Origin of the sequence: Sphingopyxis bauzanensis (assembly GCF_002205675.1) — a bacterium.
Classification (GTDB): Bacteria; Pseudomonadota; Alphaproteobacteria; order Sphingomonadales; family Sphingomonadaceae; genus Sphingopyxis; species Sphingopyxis bauzanensis.
Genome location: NZ_NISK01000003.1, coordinates 491,633 through 512,795, shown reverse-complemented (window position 1 = coordinate 512,795; position 21,163 = coordinate 491,633). Strand labels below are relative to the sequence as shown.

20 protein-coding genes are annotated in these 21,163 nt (G+C 62.8%); 8 read left to right on the top strand and 12 right to left on the bottom strand.

From position 1 onward, the window contains the following. Window positions 1-5 precede the first annotated feature (5 nt). Window positions 6-257 (bottom strand): sigma factor-like helix-turn-helix DNA-binding protein, encoded by a 252-nt coding sequence (locus CDQ92_RS13885; protein ID WP_088441947.1) that lies wholly within the window; start codon window positions 255-257, stop codon window positions 6-8. Beyond that, window positions 254-1,147 carry an ArdC family protein gene (locus tag CDQ92_RS13880; RefSeq protein WP_088441946.1) on the bottom strand — a complete coding sequence of 298 codons (894 nt, stop codon included), beginning with the start codon at window positions 1,145-1,147 and terminating at the stop codon, window positions 254-256. Before CDQ92_RS13880 ends, CDQ92_RS13885 begins: the two co-directional genes overlap by 4 nt. A 534-nt stretch (window positions 1,148-1,681) precedes the next feature. Between CDQ92_RS13880 and CDQ92_RS13875 the strand changes: the two genes are divergently transcribed. Next, complete coding sequence (locus CDQ92_RS13875; RefSeq protein ID WP_088442260.1) at window positions 1,682-1,903, top strand: helix-turn-helix transcriptional regulator; 222 nt, start codon at window positions 1,682-1,684, stop codon at window positions 1,901-1,903. Between the two features lie 55 nt (window positions 1,904-1,958). Here CDQ92_RS13875 and CDQ92_RS13870 read toward each other — a convergent pair whose 3' ends face one another. The 4 genes from CDQ92_RS13870 to CDQ92_RS13855 form a co-directional block, all read right to left on the bottom strand. After that, the gene (locus CDQ92_RS13870) at window positions 1,959-2,132 is read right to left on the bottom strand and encodes a DUF736 family protein (RefSeq protein ID WP_088441945.1); all 174 of its coding nucleotides are present in this window, start codon (window positions 2,130-2,132) and stop codon (window positions 1,959-1,961) included. Window positions 2,133-2,356: 224 nt separating this feature from the next. Then, window positions 2,357-3,364, bottom strand: a complete 1,008-nt coding sequence (locus CDQ92_RS13865) for a tyrosine-type recombinase/integrase (protein WP_088439143.1) — start codon at window positions 3,362-3,364, stop codon at window positions 2,357-2,359. After that, the gene (locus CDQ92_RS13860) at window positions 3,361-4,284 is read right to left on the bottom strand and encodes a tyrosine-type recombinase/integrase (RefSeq protein WP_088439145.1); all 924 of its coding nucleotides are present in this window, start codon (window positions 4,282-4,284) and stop codon (window positions 3,361-3,363) included. Before CDQ92_RS13860 ends, CDQ92_RS13865 begins: the two co-directional genes overlap by 4 nt. Then, window positions 4,278-5,507 carry a tyrosine-type recombinase/integrase gene (locus CDQ92_RS13855; protein ID WP_088439147.1) on the bottom strand — a complete coding sequence of 410 codons (1,230 nt, stop codon included), beginning with the start codon at window positions 5,505-5,507 and terminating at the stop codon, window positions 4,278-4,280. The genes CDQ92_RS13860 and CDQ92_RS13855 overlap by 7 nt, the downstream gene beginning before the upstream one ends. Window positions 5,508-5,798: 291 nt before the next feature. Here CDQ92_RS13855 and CDQ92_RS13850 point away from each other — a divergent pair, with 291 nt between their 5' ends. Next, complete coding sequence (locus tag CDQ92_RS13850; RefSeq protein WP_088442259.1) at window positions 5,799-5,966, top strand: DUF736 family protein; 168 nt, start codon at window positions 5,799-5,801, stop codon at window positions 5,964-5,966. 55 nt (window positions 5,967-6,021) lie between these two features. On the opposite strand, the gene CDQ92_RS13845 is transcribed toward CDQ92_RS13850, so the two are convergent. Then, window positions 6,022-6,243 (bottom strand): helix-turn-helix transcriptional regulator, encoded by a 222-nt coding sequence (locus tag CDQ92_RS13845; RefSeq protein ID WP_169714567.1) that lies wholly within the window; start codon window positions 6,241-6,243, stop codon window positions 6,022-6,024. A 523-nt stretch (window positions 6,244-6,766) separates the two neighbouring features. Here CDQ92_RS13845 and CDQ92_RS13840 point away from each other — a divergent pair. From CDQ92_RS13840 to CDQ92_RS13825, 4 genes are all read left to right on the top strand, one after another. Further along, complete coding sequence (locus CDQ92_RS13840; protein WP_088441943.1) at window positions 6,767-7,660, top strand: ArdC family protein; 894 nt, start codon at window positions 6,767-6,769, stop codon at window positions 7,658-7,660. After that, window positions 7,657-7,911 (top strand): sigma factor-like helix-turn-helix DNA-binding protein, encoded by a 255-nt coding sequence (locus CDQ92_RS13835; protein WP_088441942.1) that lies wholly within the window; start codon window positions 7,657-7,659, stop codon window positions 7,909-7,911. Before CDQ92_RS13840 ends, CDQ92_RS13835 begins: the two co-directional genes overlap by 4 nt. Before the next feature lie 62 nt (window positions 7,912-7,973). Then, entirely contained in the window at window positions 7,974-8,903 is a 930-nt protein-coding gene (locus CDQ92_RS13830; RefSeq protein WP_088441941.1) for a HEPN domain-containing protein, read from the top strand. Between the two features lie 105 nt (window positions 8,904-9,008). Next, the gene (locus tag CDQ92_RS13825; protein ID WP_229667114.1) at window positions 9,009-9,455 is read left to right on the top strand and encodes a thermonuclease family protein; all 447 of its coding nucleotides are present in this window, start codon (window positions 9,009-9,011) and stop codon (window positions 9,453-9,455) included. Here the strand turns inward: CDQ92_RS13825 and CDQ92_RS13820 are convergent. Together CDQ92_RS13820 and CDQ92_RS13815 are read right to left on the bottom strand one after the other, a co-directional pair. After that, window positions 9,434-9,649: a conjugal transfer protein TraD gene (locus CDQ92_RS13820; RefSeq protein ID WP_088441940.1), complete on the bottom strand. Its 216-nt coding sequence runs from the start codon at window positions 9,647-9,649 to the stop codon at window positions 9,434-9,436. The genes CDQ92_RS13825 and CDQ92_RS13820 overlap by 22 nt on opposite strands. 16 nt (window positions 9,650-9,665) lie before the next feature. After that, window positions 9,666-9,989 carry a conjugal transfer protein TraD gene (locus CDQ92_RS13815; protein WP_088441939.1) on the bottom strand — a complete coding sequence of 108 codons (324 nt, stop codon included), beginning with the start codon at window positions 9,987-9,989 and terminating at the stop codon, window positions 9,666-9,668. 172 nt (window positions 9,990-10,161) lie between these two features. Here CDQ92_RS13815 and traA point away from each other — a divergent pair, with 172 nt between their 5' ends. Further along, a complete protein-coding gene (gene traA, locus CDQ92_RS13810; protein ID WP_088441938.1) occupies window positions 10,162-13,098 on the top strand; it encodes a Ti-type conjugative transfer relaxase TraA in 2,937 nt (978 codons plus the stop codon). Window positions 13,099-13,320: 222 nt separating this feature from the next. Here traA and CDQ92_RS13805 read toward each other — a convergent pair whose 3' ends face one another. Next, window positions 13,321-15,246: a hypothetical protein gene (locus CDQ92_RS13805; protein ID WP_144035788.1), complete on the bottom strand. Its 1,926-nt coding sequence runs from the start codon at window positions 15,244-15,246 to the stop codon at window positions 13,321-13,323. Then, window positions 15,233-18,745 (bottom strand): HTH domain-containing protein, encoded by a 3,513-nt coding sequence (locus tag CDQ92_RS13800; protein WP_144035787.1) that lies wholly within the window; start codon window positions 18,743-18,745, stop codon window positions 15,233-15,235. The genes CDQ92_RS13805 and CDQ92_RS13800 overlap by 14 nt, the downstream gene beginning before the upstream one ends. Before the next feature lie 12 nt (window positions 18,746-18,757). Between CDQ92_RS13800 and CDQ92_RS20905 the strand changes: the two genes are divergently transcribed. After that, window positions 18,758-19,762, top strand: a complete 1,005-nt coding sequence (locus CDQ92_RS20905) for a hypothetical protein (RefSeq protein ID WP_144035786.1) — start codon at window positions 18,758-18,760, stop codon at window positions 19,760-19,762. Between the two features lie 348 nt (window positions 19,763-20,110). Here the strand turns inward: CDQ92_RS20905 and CDQ92_RS13795 are convergent, their stop codons facing one another. Further along, the gene (locus tag CDQ92_RS13795; protein WP_088442257.1) at window positions 20,111-21,106 is read right to left on the bottom strand and encodes a LacI family DNA-binding transcriptional regulator; all 996 of its coding nucleotides are present in this window, start codon (window positions 21,104-21,106) and stop codon (window positions 20,111-20,113) included. Window positions 21,107-21,163: the final 57 nt, after the last annotated feature.

The window sequence follows — 21,163 nt, the reverse complement described above, 5'->3', positions numbered from 1 at the left end:
CATGGTCACCACAGCCGGAAACGCCACCACCATGGATCTTTTTCGTCCATGGCTCCCATCATGATACGAAGGCTCGCCGCGAAATGGGCTTCGACATCGGCGACGCTGATGCCGAACCGAGCAGCGATTTGCGAATAGCTCATCTCGTCGACCCGGATCGCGAGGAAGACCTTGCGGTCCATGCCGTGCATCCGGTCCACGACGCGCTCGGCGCGCCACAGGCGCAGCCGCTCTTCGCGCGACATGCGGGCGCTCATTGCTCGCCTCCCACGAAAGCGAGTAGAAAATCACTCGCCCTGCTGGCTTGGCTGGCGGCGCGGAAGATTGCCTTGTCATCGTCGCGAAGAACCGACAGCCACGAAGCGATATAGTCCGAATGCCGGACGGTCGGCCCGATACCGAGCGATGCGCAGGTGAACGCCGCCGCCATCTCCGCGACCAGCTCCTCCTTGGCGTAGGATTCCGAACCAAACCCGCCCTTCTGGTCGCGGTCCAATCGGCTGGTGTGACCGGTCCAATGGCCTAGCTCGTGAAGAGCGGTTCGATACCAATTGATCGGTTCATGAAATGCCGCCTGCGGCGGCACCTGCACAAAGTCATGGCTCGGGCTGTAAAAGGCCTCGCCGCCGCCGATATTAACCCGAGCACCGCTGGCTGCAATCAACGCGTCGGCCTCAGCAATCGCAAGTACCGGATCGGGGCTGACCATCGGCACGATATAATCGTCGGGCAAGCCCTCGCACTGGTCGATATTGAAGACGACAAAGCGCTTCAGAAATGCCACCTGCCGCACCTCGCGGTCTTCGCCGCGCGCAGCCTCGGCTTCGGCCTTCGGCGTGAAGCGGTCGGCATAGCAGATGACCGCGCCTTTTTCGCCGCGCCGGACGTTTCCGCCCGCCGCCACGGCCTGCCGGTAGGTCAGCCAGCGCTGCGAGCCATAGCTCTTGGCGACGACCTCGGCCCACAGGATCAGCACATTGATTCCCGAATAGCGCCGCGCGGTTCCGGCGTTTTGCGGCATGGTGCAACCGCACGCTGCACTATCCCACGGCTGCACCCAAGGCAGCCGTCCGTCTTCCAACTCGGCGATAATCCGGTTCGTGACCTCCGAGTAGAGGCTCGCCCGTTCGATCCTTTCTGCACGCATATCCCTTCTCCTTCCAGCCACTGCACCCGGCCCGGAAGGGGGCGGGGTGGGCGGCAGGAAGGAGCCGGCAGACCCGCATCATCGGGCGGGCTGCATCCGCAGGACCGAAATGCAATGGAGGACCCGCGGCACGCGGGTTGCGGCCCGACCGGGCGGGGCTAGAGGCGAGTGACGCCCACCCTGCCCCCAACCTGCCGGGACAGACAACGCCGCCGCGAAGCGGCGACCGCGTGCGCGCCAGCGGCGCCCCTCCAGGAACGAATCGGACGATGTCCGTGCCCTCTGCGGCGCGTCCTTGGCAGCGCGACTGTCCCAGACAGTCTCAATCGCAAGTGGAACGAAATTATTTGCCGCAAAATGCAGATTTAGTCTCACACGCTACACTTGGACAGACTTGCCAAGAGTTGGACAGAGTACGACAGACTATGACTACACAAATTATACGCACCATTTCATGATGTTGACTAAATCAAAAAACTTCCCATTCTCATTTTTCGGGGCATCATTTCGAACCAGTAAATGAAGGAATTGTTCATGGCGTTTCAATCTCCCCTCCGCCTCATGCGGCTCAATGAAGTCCTCGATCTAACCGGGCTCAGCCGCGCGACTCTCTACCGCAAGATCGCCGCCGGGACCTTCCCGACGCAGCATAAGCTCGCCGAACGATGCTGTGGCTGGCGCGCCGGCGAGGTCGAAAAGTGGCTGCGTAACCCGCACGCGTTCACGATCGCCGATCTCAAGCGCGAAGCGGCGTAGGGTCAAGCATGTCAAAGCCCCGCGCCGCCGAAGCGGCGCGGGGCGGAAGCCCGCCTCAGTCGGCGGGGTTCCAGATCAGCGCGTAGCCGTCTTCACCGTCCTGGCCGGCTGCGCGGCCGAGATTGGCATAGATGCGGCGCGGCCCGAACTCGGGGGCCGCGAGGGTCAGCGACACATAGGGCTTGCCCGATGCTTCGCCGGTGCGGACCCAGCCGGCACCGATCTCCACGTTATGCGGAGCACCGCATAACGTCGATTATGCGTAGCGCGTGATTATGCGGAGTGGGGTGATGGAAGTGGCGGTTATCTGGCGCTTTTTCTGTGTTCCTGCTCCACATAATAACGGCGGCGGTGCCGCAGCCCCTCGCCGGGTAGCGGGCGCCGCGGGCTAAGGTCACCGCGACCAGATCAGCGCATGCTCGCCATTTTCACCTTCGAAGACCCATCGGCACCTCAAGTCGGCTCGGCATGTGGGTCCGCCATCAGTGATGCGATCAGCGCGTCAGGCGCATTGAACCGACCGCGTCGAAGTGCCGGCGGGAGCACCGCCTCGACCGCCTCGAGCTTCTCGGTCGGGTCCATCCGCAGATACACTTCGGTGGTCCGGATGTCGGCATGACCGAGCCACAACGCGACCTTGCGGATGTCGCGCGTGGCCTGGAGCATGATAACCGCACAGCTGTGCCGCAACAGGTGCGGCGTCAGCGTGCGTCCCGCCAGGGTCGGGCAGGTTCGCGCCGCGGTCACGGCATGCTTTGCCAGGATGTATTCGAACCCGGCCCGTGTCATCGCGTCGTCCCGCGCATTGACGAACAGTTCCGGCACGGGTGCCGGGCCGCGAACTGTGAGCCAGGCACGAACGTCTCGCGCCGTCTCCTTCCAGAGCGGAAGACTTCGCTCGCGACGGCCCTTGCCCATTACCAAGATATTGGGCGTAGGCTGCAATGTGACGTTTTTCAGGCGCAGACCGACCAGCTCGGATACGCGCAGGCCGGCTGCGAAGCAGACGTGCAGCATGGCTCGATCGCGGATTCCCGAGCGCGTGCGGAGGTCGGGAGCATCGAGCACCGCCTGCACCTCCGGCATCGTCAGATGGCGGATCAACTTCTGGTCGTACCGTTTGCCCGGGATCGCATTGATCTGTGCGACCTGCTCGAGCGCACGGGGATATTTGAGTTCAACGTAGCGCATGAACGCCTTGATTGCGGCGAGCCGGACGTTGCGGGTGGCGGGGCTGTTACCGCGCTCGCGCTCTATATAGCCGAGGAACGCGAGCACCATGTCGGCGTCGATCTCTTCGAGCGTGAGCTGTGATGGCCGCGTTCGCAGTCGATGGGCCGCGAACGCGAACAGCAGCTTGAAGCTGTGCGCATAGGTGTCGCAGCTGTGGGGACTGAGGCCGCGCTGGCGCGGCATATGTTCGCGCAGAAAGCCGGTGATGAGCGGGGCGATCGGCGTCATGCACACCTCCCCAGGGTGAGCATTTCGGCCGCAGCCGCGATGTCGCCCATCAACTCGGGCACCGCTTCCAGATACCAGTAGGTGTGCCGGATGTGGCCGTGTCCGAGGTAGGTCGAGAGCGCGACGAAGTCACGCGCCACCTCTTCCCGTCCGGCAGCGCATTGCTCCAGCACACGCGTCGCGAACGTATGGCGAAGATCGTGCATGCGCGGTCGACGCGGTCGATCGACCGCGACCCCGGCCGTCCGCAAGACGGTATGGAACGCGGCGCGGGCCGTCCCCCAAGGTAGGGGCCGGCCACATTCTGTCAGGAACAGGTGGCCTTCGAGAACGCCGTAATAGCGTTCGCGGACCCTCAGATAGGCTTCGAGCCTTGCCAGGACGCTCGGATGGAGCGGGACGAGCCGGTTCTTGTTGAACTTGGTCGCGCGGATATGCAGCACCCCGTCCGCGAGCACGTCTTCGAGCCGCAGCTTGAGCGCCTCGGATATTCGCAGTCCGGTCGCAGCGAGCAGGCCGAACAGCATCTCGAAGGTGAGGGGTTTGAGCGGATTGAGCCGGGTCGCACGCAGCTCGCGTGCGGACATGAGCATCCGCTCCACCTCGCCCTGCGAGAAGATATAGGGCGCCGGCCTCGATCGCGACCGATAGAACAGACGGTGCTGCGGCACCTCGTGCCCAGCGTCTTCGGCACGGAGGAAGCGGGCGAACACGGCCAGCTCCTGGAGCCTTCGATAATAACTGTCCTGGGTCGAGGACTTCGCCGCCGCCCATGCCAACGCGGTGTCGCTGCGCACATGGACGTCACCGACGCTCGCTGCATATTCTGCGAACGACGCCAGGTGATCGGCGGTTTTGCAGAGCTTGAAGCCGAGCGAACGGCGCAGCTCGATATAGCGATACGCGTCGTCGATCAGCATGCCGACCTCCCCGGCCAGGGCTGCGCGATGGCCGATAGAAGCGCGATGTCGACCTTGGCGTAATGCGCGGTCATCGCCCTGGCGCGGTGACGCAGAACGGTTCCCACGTCGCCAAGGCTGACCCCATGGCGCAGCATCGCGGTCGCTGCCGAATGGCGCAGGATATGGGCGCCTTTGTGCGGACAGTCGATACCGGCGCGCCGGTACGCGGCCGTTGCAAGGCATTTGACGGCGATGCGGTTGATGGGTCTGAGCGGCGCGATCTCCGTCAGGAACAACGCGCGCGTCGGCATCGCTGGCCGCGCACGCTCTATATAAGCGATGATCGCGTCGCCGACCTCCTGGCTGAGCGGGAGCAGTTCTTCGCGCCGACTTTTCCCGAGCAGACGGATGCTGCCTTGGCGCCAGTCGATGTCATCGAACGTCAGCCGGGCGACCTCGCTCGCGCGCAGTCCGAGCCGCACGAGCAGGAGGATAATCGCGCGATCGCGCAGGCGCCGCTCCCCCTCGCACGCGGCGAGGATCCGGACGATATCGGCGTCGGGCAGGAACCGCGGGATCGATGTCAGCTGCCAGGTCGCGGCTCTGGGCATGGCATGATCAAGCCCCGGTTGGCATCGCCCGGTCGCGATCAGGAAGCGCAGGAACGCGCGGACCCCGACCCCGATGCCGTTCAGACGGGCGCCGGATACAGTGCCCGCGCGCCCCAGCATGAAGCGGCGGATCGCGGCGGCATCATAGACAGCAGGGTCATCGCCGAGCTGGGCGATGAACGGCAGGATCGCGCCACGATAGGTACCGAGCGTCGTCTCCGCGAGGCCATGTTGCTCGCGCGCCCAGCGCGCAAACTCGATCATGAGAGCCGGATCGGACCGCTCGGGCAGACGCGGCAGGGCACCGCAGCCCTCCAGATATGCGATGAACAGCTTGGCGGTTTCCACGGCATCCTTGTTGACATCGCCACGGAACCGGGGCCGGTATCCGGCCCTGATCATAGCGAACGATGCCGCATGCGCCTCGCGGATTGTGTCCAGCGCATAGCTGTTCTCGCGCGCCCACTGCGTCCAGCTTGCAAGCAGCCGTACCCTCTCGATGATAGTGAGCGGCGTATAACGTCGCTCGCGGAGCCATTCCGCAAAGTCGTCCGCATGATCCGCCGCCATTCCGGCCTTCAACCGTTCCCCGACAACGCTCTTCGTTGGCTGATCGACACCTCTTGGCATACCGCCTCCTCTTTTTGGTGGAGGCGGGACTATGACCCGACGTGCCTGGTATTCGGAACGCCGCAACTATTCGGACATCCGTTATCGTTACACGAGCATGCGCTGCTCTGGTCGCGGTGACCTTAGCCCGCGGCGCCCGCTACCCGGCGAGGGGCTGCGGCACCGCCGCCGTTATTATGTGGAGCAGGAACACAGAAAAAGCGCCAGATAACCGCCACTTCCATCACCCCACTCCGCATAATCACGCGCTACGCATAATCGACGTTATGCGGAGCACCGCATAACGTCGAGATCGGTGCCGGCTGGGTCCGCATCGGCGAAGCATCAGGCAAGCCCTATGTATCGCTGACGCTCGCCGCCCCCGAGTTCGGGCCGCGCCGCATCTACGCCAACCTCGGCCGCGCCGCGGGCCAGGACGGTGAGGACGGCTACGCCCTGATCTGGAACCCCGCCGATTGAAGCGGGCGTTCACCCCCGCGCCGCTTCGGCGGCGCGGGGGTTTGCTGTGCGTTGATCAGGCCGCTTGGCGATCGAGATCGGCGACGGTGAAGGTGACGGGATTGTTGAGCCAGATATCGACTTCATGGGCCTTCCATCCGCAACAGCGCTCGGCGAGCTTATGCTGGTGCGGAAAGGTCCCGGCCTGGATCTTGCGATAGAGGGTGGCCCGGCTGAGGCCGGTGATGTCGAGAACTTCCTTGAGGCGCATGAAGCGGTTGGGGGATGGAAACGCCATGGCAAACTCCTTCATCTGGTGGGCCAAAATGATGCCCTGATCGCCAGATTGGGAAGATGGTTGTCGCCGTCAACCGACTGATAATCGGAGAGTTTCCGCCAGCCCCGCCGATTCTACGCCAACGTTTTCTGGTGCACGCCAGCGGACGACAAAATGATTTGCAGATTTGTCGTTTTGTGTCTCACGCGCCGCAGATGAGACCGTCTGAGACGGTCGTCTCCGATTTGCCGCGCCGCAGGCGGCGCGAGTTCGTCCGATGCGATTGTCGAGTCGGCGCCTCGGGGGCGCATGCGGGCGCCGCTGCGCGGCGGCGTCGTTGCTCCCGGCATGGCAGGGACGCAGGGGGGCGTCACTCGCCTTAGCCCCGCCCGGGCTGGCCGCAACCCGCGTGCCGCGGGTTCTCCACTTCGTTGCGATCCTGCGGATGCAGCCCGCCCGATGATGCGGGTCTGCCGGCTCCTTCCTGCCGCCCCCCTGTGCCCCTCCCGGGCCGGGCCGCGGTGGTTTGGAAGGAGAAGGGAAAGTGAAACAGCAGAAAACCGAACGGCAGAGCCTCTACAGCGAGGTCACGAGCCGCATCATAGCCGAGCTTGAAGAAGGGCGGCTGCCTTGGGTGCAGCCTTGGGACGCTGCGCTGTGCAGATGCACGATGCCGCAGAACGCCGGAACCGCGCGGCGCTATTCGGGTATCAATGTGCTGATCCTGTGGGCCGAGGTCGTCCGTCGCGGCTACGCGTCACAGCGTTGGCTGACCTACCGGCAGGCCGAAGCCGCAGGCGGCAACGTCCGGCGCGGTGAGAAGGGCACAGTCATTTGTTACGCCGATCGCTTCACGCCAAAGGCCGAGGCCGAGGCGGCGCGCGGCGAAGATCGTGCGGCGCGGCAGGTTGCATTCCTGAAGCGCTTTGTCGTTTTCAACATCGACCAGTGCGAGGGGCTGCCCGAAGAATATATCGCGCCGATGGTCAGCCCTGATCCGGTGCTCGCCATTGCCGAGGCCGATACGCTGATTGCGGCGAGCGGCGCGCGGGTGAACATTGGCGGCGGTGAGGCCTTTTACAGCCCGAGCCATGACTTCATTCAGGTGCCGCCGCAGGCGGTGTTTTACGAGCCGATCAACTGGTATCGGACGTTGATTCACGAGGCTGGCCATTGGGTTGGGCACAGCAGCAGGCTCGACCGCGATCAAACGGGAAAATTCGGATCGGAGGCCTACGCCAAGGAAGAACTGGTCGCCGAAATGGCAGCGGCGTTCACCTGCGCTTCGCTCGGCATCGCGCCGACCGTGCGTCATTCGGACTATATCGCATCGTGGCTTTCGGTCCTGCAGAATGACGAGAAGGCAATCTTCCGCGCCGCCAGTCAGGCGAGCAAGGCGAGTGATTATCTGCTCGCCTTCGCGGGAGACGAGCAATGAGGCGCCGCGATCTTTCCACCGTCGCGAGCGCCGACCTCGAGCGCCGGTTGCGGATCGCGCTCGGCAAGATGACCGCGCGGCAGGGCGATATCTTCTTGTCGATCCGCTTCGATCAAACGCCATATGAGGAACTCGCGGCGCGGCACGGAATCACGACCAATCAGGTCATGACCGACTTTGCCCGCGCGCTGTGCAAATGGTCGCGCTGCCTTCATGCGCGCTTCCCCTCGCTGGTCTGGCCATGGCTTTAATTTGCGTTCGACCGGATGGCGCTTGCCATCCGGTCGAACGCCTTTCTAAGGTTGAACCCAACATGCGCAGCGACATCGATCATCTTCCCCCGCACAAACAGCGTGAGCTCGAGCGCGTCGTGCAGATCATCTTCGAAGAGTTCGAGGACGCGCTCGCGCTCGCCACGCAGGGCTGGAAGAAGAAGGGCCGCATATCGAAGGTCATCCTCTACGGCAGCTACGGGCGCGGCGGGTGGGTCGACGAGCCGCACACCGCGAAAGGCTACCAGTCGGACTATGATCTGCTGATCATCGTCAGCGATAAAAGACTCACCGACCGCATCGAATATTGGGCGAAGCTCGACGACCGGCTGATCCGCGAATTTGGCGTGACCAAGACGTTGCGCACGCCGGTCAATTTCATCGTTCACAGCCTGCAGGAAGTAAACAACGGGCTGCTTGGCGGCCGCTACTTCTTCATGGACGTCGCGCGCGACGGCATCGCGCTGTATCAGGACCATGACAGCGAACTAGCCGAACCCAAGCCGATGACACCGCACGCCGCGCTCGATATGGCACGGGAATACGCAGAAGAATGGCTCCCCTCGGCGCGGAGAAAGTTCAAACTCTATCGCGATGCCGTCGATCAAGATTTCCTAAAAGAGGCGGCGTTTCTGCTGCATCAGACCGTTGAGACGCTTTATCACGGCGTGCTCCTCATCTGCCGATTTTACACACCGCATAGCCACAACCTGGCTTTCTTGCGAACTCAAGCCGAGCAAATCGATCCGCGCCTGATCGATGCGTGGCCGCGCGAAGATCGCACCGATCGCGCCCGTTTCGAGAAGCTCAAGGATGCCTATGTAAAGGCGCGCTACAGCAAGCATTACAAGATCACCGAGGACGAACTCGCGTGGCTTGGCGATCGCGTCGAACATCTCGCCGCCATCGTCGAAACCATCTGCAACGAACGCATCGCCGAGCTCGAAGACACCGCGCGCGACGCGGGCTAGACTATGGCACGGCGCAATTTCCAGAACCGCAAACCATATCGATACCGCCCGCCTAAGTTCCGTCGCTCGAAAGCGGCAAAGAACCGAGTTTCTGCCACTCAAATTTTGATCACCGCGGCGCTCGTCGGCACGTTCGGCGGCCTTGCGTATTCGATGGCATCGAAAGGCGGCGACAGCAGCGAGCCCATGGCCGTTGCTGCGCTCGCGCCTTCGCCAGGCGAAGGCGCGAGCGATATTTCATGCAGCAGTATCTTCGTTGTCGACGGCGACACATTCCGCTGCGACGGGAAGCGTATCCGCCTCCAAGGAATCGATGCACCCGAGCTTGACGGGCATTGCAGGCCGGGACGTCAGTGCACCCCCGGAGATCCTATCGCCAGCACCGATAACCTTGAAGGCCTGATGGCGCGCGGGACGACCCGATGCAACCAGACCGACACCGACCGTTATGGCCGCATAGTCGCGCGCTGCACGTCGAAAGGGGTCGACCTGTCCTGCGAGCAGGTGCGGTCAGGCCATGCCGTCCTGCGCTACGCACCGATAAGCTGCTGATCGAACGCACGCTGCCCGCGCCTGCGCCAGCGGATTAGTTGCTGCTCCGCTTCTGCACCGCGCAGCGTCGCCGCCGCCTCGACCAACAATCCGAGAATGACGGCGCGATCATCGCCCGTCAGCTCAATCAGATCGGCCTTGGCGACAAGCCCGCCCAGCTCGATCAGCTGACGCGTTCGCTCGCGCCGATTCACCTGCCCCGCCCGCGTATCATGCCGCGCCCGCTTCGCCTGGAGGCGGTTGCGCGCCTGTACCGCTCGCCGATGCCCCGCCCGCGTTGCCGCCAGCGCCTTTGCGACTGCCGCTGCCGTTTCCGCCAAAAAAGGCCGCGCCGCTTTTGCGCCACGTCTCCTTCCGCGCCGCGTCTGCGCTGACGGCCTCGATCAGCGCGCCCGCGAGCTGCTCGATCGACACCGCATCGGCACCGGTCGCGATGACGAGTTCGCCGAGCTGGCCTTGCTTCTTCGACTTGAGCGCCTTGGCCTTGTCGGTGAGCGCCTGGAGTTCGGCGTCGAAATCGCGGGGTTTACGCATCGTTTGTCCTTTCCGTTGAGGAGGTCGGACGAACCAGCTATGCCGAGTCTCATTCCCGAGCAAGCGGTTGAAATCTCATGCGACTTTGTGATCCCGGGCGCGATCAAATCGTGTGAGCGCGCCCTTATTCGTCGTGCCGTCGTGCTCGTTTTGCTGTAAATGGATTGCCGTCGTGGCAATCTATCATTTCTCCGCCAAAATCATTTCCCGCTCTCGGGGCAGCAGCGCGGTCGCCGCGGCTGCCTATCGGTCTGCCGATCGGCTCCATGACGAACGGATCGGCCGCAGCCATGACTTCTCGAACAAGGCGGGCGTCGTGCATAGCGAAGTGCTGCTGCCGGAGGGCGCACCCGATGAGTGGCGCGATCGCGAAAAGCTGTGGAATCATGTCGAGGCGGGAGAGATCCGCAAGGACTCGCAGCTTGCCCGCGAGATCGAGTTCGCCATCCCGCGCGAGATGACGGAAGGGCAGGGTATCGAGCTGGCCCGCGACTTCGTCCAAACCGAGTTCGTCGAGCGCGGCATGGTAGCGGATTTGAATGTCCATTGGGACATCGGCGCCGATGGGCTGGCGCGGCCGCATGCGCACGTGATGCTGAGCATGCGAGATATCAGCGTAGGCGAGGATGGCGAGGCCGGCTTCGGCGCGAAGGTGCTGGACTGGAACCGCACTGAGCTGCTGATCCATTGGCGGGAAGCCTGGGCCGATCATGTCAACGAACGGCTGGCATCGCTCGATATCGATGCGCGCGTCGATCACCGTACCTTGGCAGCGCAGGGGATCGAGCTCGAGCCCCAGCACAAGATTGGCCCTGCCGCGTCGCGAATGGTCGAGCAAGGGCTCGAGGTCGACCGCGCCGAAGAGCATCTCGATATTGCGCGGCGGAACGGCGAAAAGCTCATCGCCAATCCTGCCATCGCGCTCAACGCGATCACGCACCATCAGGCTACATTTACCGAGCGCGACCTAGCGATGTTTGTTCACCGCCACAGTGCCGGCACCGACCAATATGCCGAGGTGATGTCGGCGGTGAAAGCATCGCCCGAGCTGATCGCGCTTGGCAAGGACGGGAAGGGTGACGACCGGTTTACCTCGCGCGCGATGATCGAGACCGAGCAGCGGCTGGAACGCGCGACTGCGACGCTCGACGCGCGGCGTGATCATGGCGTCGCCGACCGGCACCGCGAGCTTGCACTGGTGCGTGCGTCAAAGCGAGGGCTTGACCTGTCGGCCGAGCAACGCGGCGCGCTTGAACATGTGACATCGGCGCGGGGGGTAAGCAATGTCATCGGCTATGCCGGGACCGGCAAGAGCGCAATGCTCGGTGTGGCGCGGGAGGCTTGGGAATCTGCTGGTTTTCGGGTGCAGGGCGCCGCGCTCTCGGGCATTGCCGCCGAGGGTTTGGAACATGGCTCGGGTATCGCCTCGCGGACGCTCGCCAGCCTTGAGCATCAATGGGCCAATGACCGTGAGCGGCTGACCAACAAACATGTCCTCGTCATCGACGAGGCCGGCATGGTCGGGACGCGTCAGCTCGAGCGCGTCGTGGCCGAAGCGGAGAAACAGGGCGCGAAGGTCGTGCTGGTCGGCGACCCGCAGCAGTTGCAGGCGATCGAGGCCGGAGCGGCGTTCCGTGCCGCTGCCGAGCGGCATGGCGGCGTCGAGATCATGGATATCCGCCGCCAGCAGGAAGACTGGCAGCGCGAGGCGACGCGTGAGCTTGCCACCGGACGCACCGGCGCGGCGATCGGGCGCTATGCCGAGGCGGGCTTTGTCCATGCTGCTGATACGCGCGAGGCCGCGCGCGCCGAACTTGTCGATGCGTGGGATCGCGATCGGCAGGCGCACCCGAATGCCAGCCGGATCATCCTGACCCACACCAATGACGAGCGCGAGCAGCTCAACGAGGCGGTGCGCGAGCGGCTGAAGGCGGGCGGGGCGCTGGGCAAGGAAGTCGCTATCAAGGTCGAGCGCGGCGAGCGGATGTTCGCCGACGGCGACCGCATCATGTTCCTCCAGAACGATCGCGGGATGGGGGTGAAGAATGGTTCGCTCGGCACCGTCGAGAATGTGAACCCGGTGCGCATGGCAGTGGCGCTTGACGACGGGCGGCGCGTGGCGTTCGACATCAAGGATTATGCCCATGTCGATCATGGCTATGCGGCGACGATCCACAAGGCGCAGGGCATGACAGTCGATCGAGTGCAAGTGCTCGCGACGCCGGGGGTAGACAGCCATTCGACTTACGTCGCGCTGTCCAGGCATCGCGAGACGGTTGAACTCTATTATGGCCGCGACGATTTTGCCAATCAAAACAAACTCGTTCGCGCCGCCTCGCGCGAGCGCGGCAAGGATATGGCGAGCGATTATCGACTCAAAGAAGCCGCGGCTGAACCGAAGCGCGGCATGTTCGACGGTCTGAAGCTCACCGTCTCCCGCGACAAGGAACTCGGCGATGCACCTGCGAGGCCGCGCCCGGTCAAACTTGCCGAGGTTCGCGTCGGCGCCCGTTCACGCGATTCCGCCGCTGCGCGTTCGCCGCTCGACACAGCGATCGAGCGCTTTGCGCGGCTGACGAAAGAGATCGTCGATGTGCGCCGCGCCGGCGGCAAGGAACTTCCGCACGAGCTCGACAACTACAGAAAGGCCCGGCACGAGCTCGATGCCCTGCGTCCCGGCGGCGCGACCGATCTGCGCGAGGCGTTCGGAAAGAGCTACAAGCTCACCAGCGAGGCCGCCGCAGGACAGACCGCGGGAGCCATCGCGGCGATGGATCGGCGCGAAGCCGCGCGTGCCGCCGAGCGGGTGCGGCAGGCCGCTGCGGCTAAGCGGCTCGCAGCCGAGACCGAGAAGCGCGCTGAGCTCTTCGTCGCGGAGTGGAAGAAGGACAGCGCGCGGGCACGCAAGGCACCGACCTATGCGGCGCGGGACGAGGCGCGCGCCAATCTCAACGACATGGCGAAGAGCCTGCACCGCGACCCGCAGCTCGAGTCACTGCTCCAGGGTCGCCGCGCCGAGCTGGGCCTGAAATATTCTTCGACAGGATCGCTGTCACACGATCTCCAACGTCATCTCGGCCTCTCGCGCGGCATGGGGATGTCGATGTAGGCTGCTGCCATGGCAGCAAAACTCCCCCGCTCGGCCAAGCCCTCACCGACGGCCTCCTGTTCGGGGCATGCATTGCGCTGATCAGCGTCGGTATTTGGCGTTAAGTGAGAGGGCGCTGCACAGATCGGCAGCAATGCGCCCAAACTTTGCCGTTCCAGCCTCGAACGTAGTGCACCTGAAAGCAGCCATTCGTAATCGAAACTGCACACCCTTTATCAGCCTTCAGCCATCAAACCGATCATATGCGAGCATCGCACAGGACTTAGCCGATGCAAGCTTAGGAGCGAGGCCGGAATCGAAATCGCAAAGCAGGTTGATCGCACGTCTGAGATTCTGCAGCCCGTTCCCGGGCTGATGTGAAAGCGCGAAATTCCGCGCCATCTGACCGACCCGATCGAGCCACTCGGCGCGGTCCGCCGCGGTCGCCGCCGCCAGCATTGTGTAGCGCGCCGAGGCTCCGCTATCAGGAAGCTCCTCCTTTTGTACGGCTGCCAAAAGGAGGCCGATGATTTGGTCGGCCATGTCGCCGTCCCGCCAGCGTGCCGCGATCTGAAGACCGAACTCGGCGGCCATGAGATGGTCGGCGGGTTCGGCGAACCTCGTCAACGCCGCGAGAATCGCAGCCCCAACATCGGACCGCTTGTCCGGCGAAACTTCGAATGCGACTGCGATCTTGACCAGTTCGTTGAGCAGAACCGATGATCCGTTTTCGTTTCGCAGCCGTTCCAGATTTTCGTCCGCGAATTTCGGTTCGAGTTCGGTCAGGCCCGTCCAGCCGTCCTCGAACTCGTCAAGCGCCCCTGCGGCCACTAGGAACAGGCCGCGGCCAGCCTCGACCGCACCGCTGACCGCCTTGTCGCGCTCCCCGATCCATTCTTCCGGCCGTGACGCCGCCTGCAGCCGCGAGATGGCTTCGGTGACGCGGTCGATCAGCATGGCCTGTACGAGGCCGGCGCCGAAATAGTGGAATTGGAAAACCGGAGCCTCGCGGGTGTCGCATAGTCCCGCAAGGCGGGCCTGCGATCCGAAGCGTTTGCCAATTTCCTCGGCTAAATTCGCGGGATCGACGCCCGCGGCGCGTAACATGCGCAGCAAATGGCTGGCGTGCAGGATTAGCGCTAGGCGCTTCGCGTAGAGCGGCCAGCCATCGAAAGTACGGTTGCGCGCGGTTAGCGAGATCGTAATCGCGAGCGCCGCTTCGAGGGCCGGGCCGGCGGTCTCATACATCGGGTGCTGATGGTTGCAGATACGGCCGATGAGGTCGTTCGCCAGCTCGCGCATCGCTGCATTGTCGATATTGCGGCTCGCGACTTCGAACGCGGCTCCTACGCTGAAAGGGTCGGCACGGCTGGCAAGGAACTGCATAATTTCCAACCGCTCGGGCGGATCCAGGCTATCGCTTGCGGTCGCCACGAGACCGGATTGCATCGCCGCGAACGGACCCGACAGTCGAAGCAACCGGCAAAGGCGCGCCTGGTCGAGGCCCTGGGCCATGTCGACCCACGCAGCCTTGTAGGCGCCGAGTGTGTCAGGAAGGGGCCAGACACCGAGCAACGACGCATAATGCTGGGACTCGATCGGAACCAGATCGTCGAAGATGGCCGTCCCGTTGCTTATCCCCTGCGCCATTTCGCGGTATACGGCCTCGGGCGTCGCATCGGCCTCGCCTTGGAGCGCGATAAACAGCTCATCGTCGAACGGCGCATGCTCTGCGGCCGCGCGCCAAGCCATTTCCCGATCGGCGGACAGCTCGCCCGTGGCAGCGATCTCGTCGATTACCGATGCGCGTTCCGCTCCAATATCGCTGAACAGCCTCACATGCTGGAACCTGAGGCCTTCGGTACCTGAACGGAGGACAGCTGATCCATCTTCATCGAGCCTAGCTTCGTCGGTCGTCGTAGCGCCATCGAAGGAAGACAGATTGATGGTTTCGCCCCGGACAAGCGAGCGAAGCGCGTCGAACATCGCCGTTCGTTCGAACCGCTCGCCCCAGAGCTGCACAAATTCCCCTTGGGGAAGGCCGAGGATCGCAAGCACGGTGGGATCACGAAGCATCACCGAGGCAACCTCCTCAGGAAGTTTCACAATGGCGCTGCGGAAGAACTCGGCTTTCAACTCCTCCGGAGACAGATCCTCAATTCTCGTCATGTTCGCTCTCGTCGCGGGGCAGGTTGTCGAGGAAGTTGAATAGCGTCCGGGCGACCGCCTCGATGGCACCGGGATCGCGCCGCGCTGCACTGGGAGCGACATGGGTCGTGAACCATTGGCGATAGGCTTGGAGCTTGACCGTCGAGAGGTCGAATATCGACGCGATTGCCCATAATGTGTGCCTCGAGACATCCTGCACCCAAAGATCGCGGTCGACCGAATCATCGTCAGCTGCGAGCGCCGCGACGTCCGGAATCATGTCCAGAAGATAGCTTGCCGCGCGGGCGGCGCCTCCCGGTTCGTCGAAATCCTGCCAAATCCTCCGGATGGTCATCCCGATCTGCATCGATACCGACTTTACCCATATACGCTCTTGCGGCAGTTGCAGCAGGCCGCGCGCGATCGGCAGATAAATGGCATCCCGGATGTTGCGCAGTTCGGCATTGGGGCCGATGCTCCAGTTACTTCCGCGTGCAGCCAGGAACAATTCTTCGGCATCGGGTTGTATGAGACCTGCTCCGGCGGCTCGCAGCTTTTCCCGGGCGACTGCGAGTTCCTTTGCCGTGATCACGCCGCGACGATGGAGAAGAATGAGCAGATCGGGCGTTGTGAGGAAGGGGGTCGGGCCGCGCTTGGGATCATCGAACTGAAGATATTTGTTCATCGCTCGGTCGTCGCAGACGAAGGCCTCGACTCCGCCGCTGTCGCGCAGAACGCTCATCACCGGACTATTGATACGATCCGCTCCTTGTCCCTTTTCATCGGGGCGAATGCGCCAGGGGCCGATTCGGATCCTGCCTAGCGCCAATGCGTCGGCAACGGTCTGCCGCACCCGTTCGATGCCGGTACTGATCGTGGTGGCCTCGGTTGCCGCCGCAATTTCGCGATCGGCAAATTCATCGACGTCGCGCCGAATGACGAGCGCCCCCGAATAGGACTGCAATATCGGCAGAAGGCCAGCATCCGAAAGATATTGGACAGCTAAATTGCTGAGGAACAGGGCTCGGCGAGCCTCGGGCTGCGGTTCATTCTCCCATGGCCCGGCACCCTCGACGAACGGCTGCGCCGCTTCCGCCTGAGCCTCACTTAAAACGCCCCGGTCGAGAAGCGCTTTGACCAGTCCGGCTGGGCTGAGCAACCGGTCGCGGAAGCGCATCGGATCCAGTAATTCATGGAAGTTTCCGGGACGGTATATCGGTGCGACGGCTACGAGATAGCCGTCGGCTTCCTCCGCTCCCCTGTAGAGTTCGGCAAACTCCTCTCCGGCATCCGACACCAGTTCCGCGTCCGATTCCAAGTCGCTGATCATTAATAGGCCCGAGGCGATCCGGTCCTTGATTGCACGGGCCTGGACAATACGGCTCGGCTGGGGAGGGCCCGACTTGACCCTATCCTCGAAGAAGCTGTGCATCGTGCCGGCCGGCAACATGACATCATCGAAAGCGGCGAGGGCGCGTGGCAGGAATCCGAGATATTCAAGGATGAGAAGGGATAGCGGATCGAAGGCGATCGAATTGGGACTGAAATCGCCGACAGGACCCCGGTTTCCCGCGAAGAGCGGAAACAGAACCTTTCGCCGGCTATCGGTCAGTTCGGCATTGCCGGCAAACTGGCTGAGAATTAGCGCGCTCTGCGTTGTGCCAAGCGGTTGCATCGCGATGAAGAAGGGAAGCTCAGCTCTCGATACAAGCTTGTTCAGATGTTCGCTACGCGCTCTCGATTCCTTCGCCATCGCGATGAAATCGTCAAGGTCCTTTTCGAAGAGCGGGCCCGCCGTCCCCGATCCGATGCGCGCCTTGGCCAGCCAGCCGGAGACCTCGGCGCTTCGCTCCTGTCCGGCGGCGACGGCAACGGAGTATCCTGCGATATTGAGATGAGCGCCGTCCGGATCCATCGCGATCGCAGCACGCGCAAGCGGCATCGCCTCGCTGCTGTCGACCGCTTGCGCAATCCGCGCCGCTTCCATGAGCTGCGCCGCGCTCCGGTTTTCCTTCATGGCCAATTCGTGCTGAACGAACGAGATGAGGTCCGACCAGCGCCCCGTTTCGACCGCCAGAATGATCCGCAGCTGGCGGATATTCCGGTCATCGACCCCAGATGAGATCAGGGCATCGAGTTCGGTTTTCGCTTCACTCAGCCGGCCCTGACGCTGGCGCGCCCAGGCCAAGTGCGTCCGCAGATAGGGATCGCCGCGAGCCGTATCGCCGAGTTCGTCGAGAAATATCTCTGCTTCTTCCTCTTTTTGCGCGGAGATGAGGGCGTTGCAGGCGGCCCTAGCGTCGTCCAGCTGATGACGAAGATGCCAGAGCCTCACCAGATACTCGCCGAGCCGGTCGTCTCCAGCGTCTCTCAGCGATCCGACCAGGATCTGGAGATCGTGCGTGGATCCCGTCTTCTCGAACTGGCTCAAACGGGCGGCGAGCCCGTCACCGCCCGCCGCTTCGATCAGTGTCGCCTCGAGAAAGCTCCGCTCATCGTCGTCGAGGGCATCCAGATTCTGATCCATAAGGGTGCGTGCGCCCTCGATATCCCCGGATCGTGCCATCGCCTCGACTTCCATCGAAACGATCACCGACTTGCCCTGATATTGATAGAGGCGTTCGCGGTACTTGCCGATAAGGGCCAGAATATCCTGCGCCGAGCTCCGGTGGAGGGTCAGGGTGAACGCCGCGCTCAGCTGGGCGTCGTCATAGCCGCCAAGCTGTTCTGCGCGTTCAAGCTCCTTGCGAACCGCATGCCAGTCGATTTCGATCTTGTATAGCGATGCAAGCGGCGCAAGGCGAACGGCTTCTGCGGGGTCCGCCAGCCTCTCTATGAACAGATCCCGTCCTGCCTTGCGTTCTTCCTCGCTACCCACGCGCATGCCGAGGAACAGCAGATTGATGTCCGCCAACATTGCAAGGTCAGGCGCGTCGATGTCGGAAATCGCGGCCTGCAGCTTGCGCAGATCCTCTTGCGCCGCCGATAGCGCCTGCTCTCCGTCGGCATCGTCTCGCAGATCGCCGGGTTGAGGAATGATGCCTTCAATGAGGACATAGCGCTTTGCCAAATCGGGCGGAAGCGCGGTCGCGATCCGCACATGGGCGCGTGTATAAAGAATTACCGGATTTTCTTCGATCTGTTCGGCAGTCGCTCCGGCGAGCAGGGCTTCGGCATCAGAAAGGCGGTCCAGCTTGCCCAGCTTGAAGGCGGTGGCTTGCAGGGCGTGTCCCGTGAGATCCGCGCCGGTATAATTTGCATCGAAGAAGTCGAGCGCCGCAGTTTCGCCATCGCGATGATTGACCGCATCGACCAGAAGGCTGCGCGAGACTGGATCTGCCCTGTCGCGCAGCAGCGTCATCGCTTCTTCGGCATTGTCTCGCGCTAGGGCGAGACGCGCGCGCTCGCAGGTCGTGTCGGCGCCGAGAGCCTCCGCCTTCTCGATGAATGGTTCGGCATCGTCCGGTCGCTTCGCCTTGGTAAGAACTATGGCGATTTCGCGAAATGCAGCTGCCTTCACATTGTCGCTCGCATGCCGAAGGCCCGCCTCGAGACGCAAACCCAGTTGCTCGGCTACACCCGTAAGACCATCGCCAAGTGCGAGCCGAAGCCTCCGAAGCCGCCGGATATCGCGTTCGACCGCGAGATCCAGCACTTCGGATTCAACTTCGATTTCCTTCGCCTGCTGCCTGTCGACCAACTGCTGGAGATGTTCTGCCATAGGACCGAGCGCACCCTGTATCGCGCCGATCCCTTCTTGGATTGCACCGGCCTTCTCGTTCAAAATCTCGATGACGAACTTGTCGCCGGTCGTGAGGTGGCTGAGCAAGGCAAAGGCGCAGTATCGAACCGCCTCGTCGAACAGAGTTTCTCCGTAGAATCCGTCGCCGCCAAACAATGCGCCGTGGATTTCGCGTGCCTCGGCTTGTTTGTCCGCAACATCCTGATTGCCGAAAGTAGCGAAAGTGGCGGCCTTGACGAGAGGCATCACCCGATTGTCGCCGATAAAATGGCGTGCGTCCGCGTCTGCGAAAGAGGAGGGCCTTTCAGTGGCAATACCTTTGAGGCGGATAAGTATAGCTTCGGGCAGTGTCGCGGAATTGCCAGCAAGTACCGCGATCGCTTGATCGAGGATCGCATCGACCCCGACGGCAGTGGCCGCATCGACATATTGGGAGCCGCGCATTGCAATCTGGCGCCGCAACGTGCCTATCGTCGGTTTTACGATTTCGCCAACCGCTGTTTTCCCCGCGGTCGCGCTGAATGGATCGATTGTCATATTCACCTGATTTGCGGCCCGGAGAGCGCCGTGAACGGATGTAGAACCCATAGCCCGGCCAAGCAAGCGGCTGCTCCCCCGCTGCAAATCTCGTCGATAGCGGTCGCGCCGTTCCATGGCCATTCCTGCCGGCTAGACGCGCTGACCGCGCTGCTGTCCGCCGCGGCCGGGCTGGTAACGGCATGCGTAAGAGACCTGATGAAAATTGTCGCTGGAAGGTCAGCTTGGGGGCCAGTCGGGACCGCTTCTCGCGATTGAGGTGTGAAAGCCGACAATTACCAACCGGACGGGATATGTGCGCGCCGGGTTCGAGCCTAACCCGAATGGCGACGACGTGCACGGCTTCCTGGAATTCCGGTTCCGCCAGGAAATGACGTGGAATGAGACGCCCATCTTCGAAATCACCCCGCCACACGCGCCCGAGGGTTCCGCAGAGTAAGGGAGCCTGCCTTTTGGCTGGCGCATGAACATTGCCGCCTTCGCAGAATGCGCTTCAGACCGCGAACGCCGGCTCTGTTGGCGGACTACTGACCGGGCCGTTGAATCGATCGAATGTCAGCTTTTCCAATCGCTCCGCTTGTAAGCTGACAGGCAGAAGACGGCCATCTAAGGCGCTGGAGCAGAATCCCGTATGATGAGATTTACGGGAAGGACCGCGGACCTGGTGTCCTCTCCGTCGAGACGGCGGAAGAGCTGATCGACCAGAGCTGCGGCGATTTCGGGTACATTCTGGCGAATTGTGGTCAGGCTTGGGCGTGACTGCGATGCGATGTCGCTGTCATCGAAACCGACGACTGACACATCTTGCGGAACGCGACGCCCGGCCGCTTCCAGCGCCCGGATTGCTGAAAGCGCGATCCCGTCGGAGGCGGCAAACACGCCATCGAAATCCACCCCGGCCGTGATAGCACTTTGCACTTGGTCAAAGGCCGATGTTCCCGTGAAATGCGCGGGCAAGATCAGTCTATCGTCGATCGCGATACCGGCATCGCGAAGCGCGTCTCTGTAACCTGCAAGGCGTAGATCGATTTGCGGCAACTCAGCGGGCCCGACGAACAGTATGCGTTTCCGACCCGATCTCAGCAGATGCTCGGCCGCCAACCGGCCCCCTTCGAGGTTGTCCGAGCCCACCGAACAATAGATCTGGTCGGGAAGCTCCGATCCAAGCACAACAAGCGGGCGATAGGAGCTGGCGGCAAGGTTCAGCGCCTTATGCTGGTTGCTCTGTCCAACGATGATGAAGCCATCCGCGCGCTGCGAACGAACCAGCCGGCCGAGCCAATGCGCGTCGGGCGAAGGCTCGCGAACCAACAGAATGTCATAATGCCGCTGCGAGATCTCGTCGGCGAGGTGACCGAACAAGCGAAGGAAAAAAGGATCGGAGATCAGCTGCTCGCGCTCGTGACCGAGGGGAACCGCGACTGCGATGGTCTGCGTCTGACTCTGCCGCAGGTTCCTTGCCGCGCGGTTGATCACATAGCCGTGCTTGGCTGCGAGTTCCTGGATATTATTGCGCGTCGCCTCCGGGATCGCCGGATGATCGGCAAGGGCCCGCGAGACGGTAGACGAAGACACGCCGGCCATCCGCGCGATGTCAGCCATTTTCATCGGTCGGCCAGCCTGCCTTTCTGCTGCTTCCATCGTCTTCTGTCCCGTCGA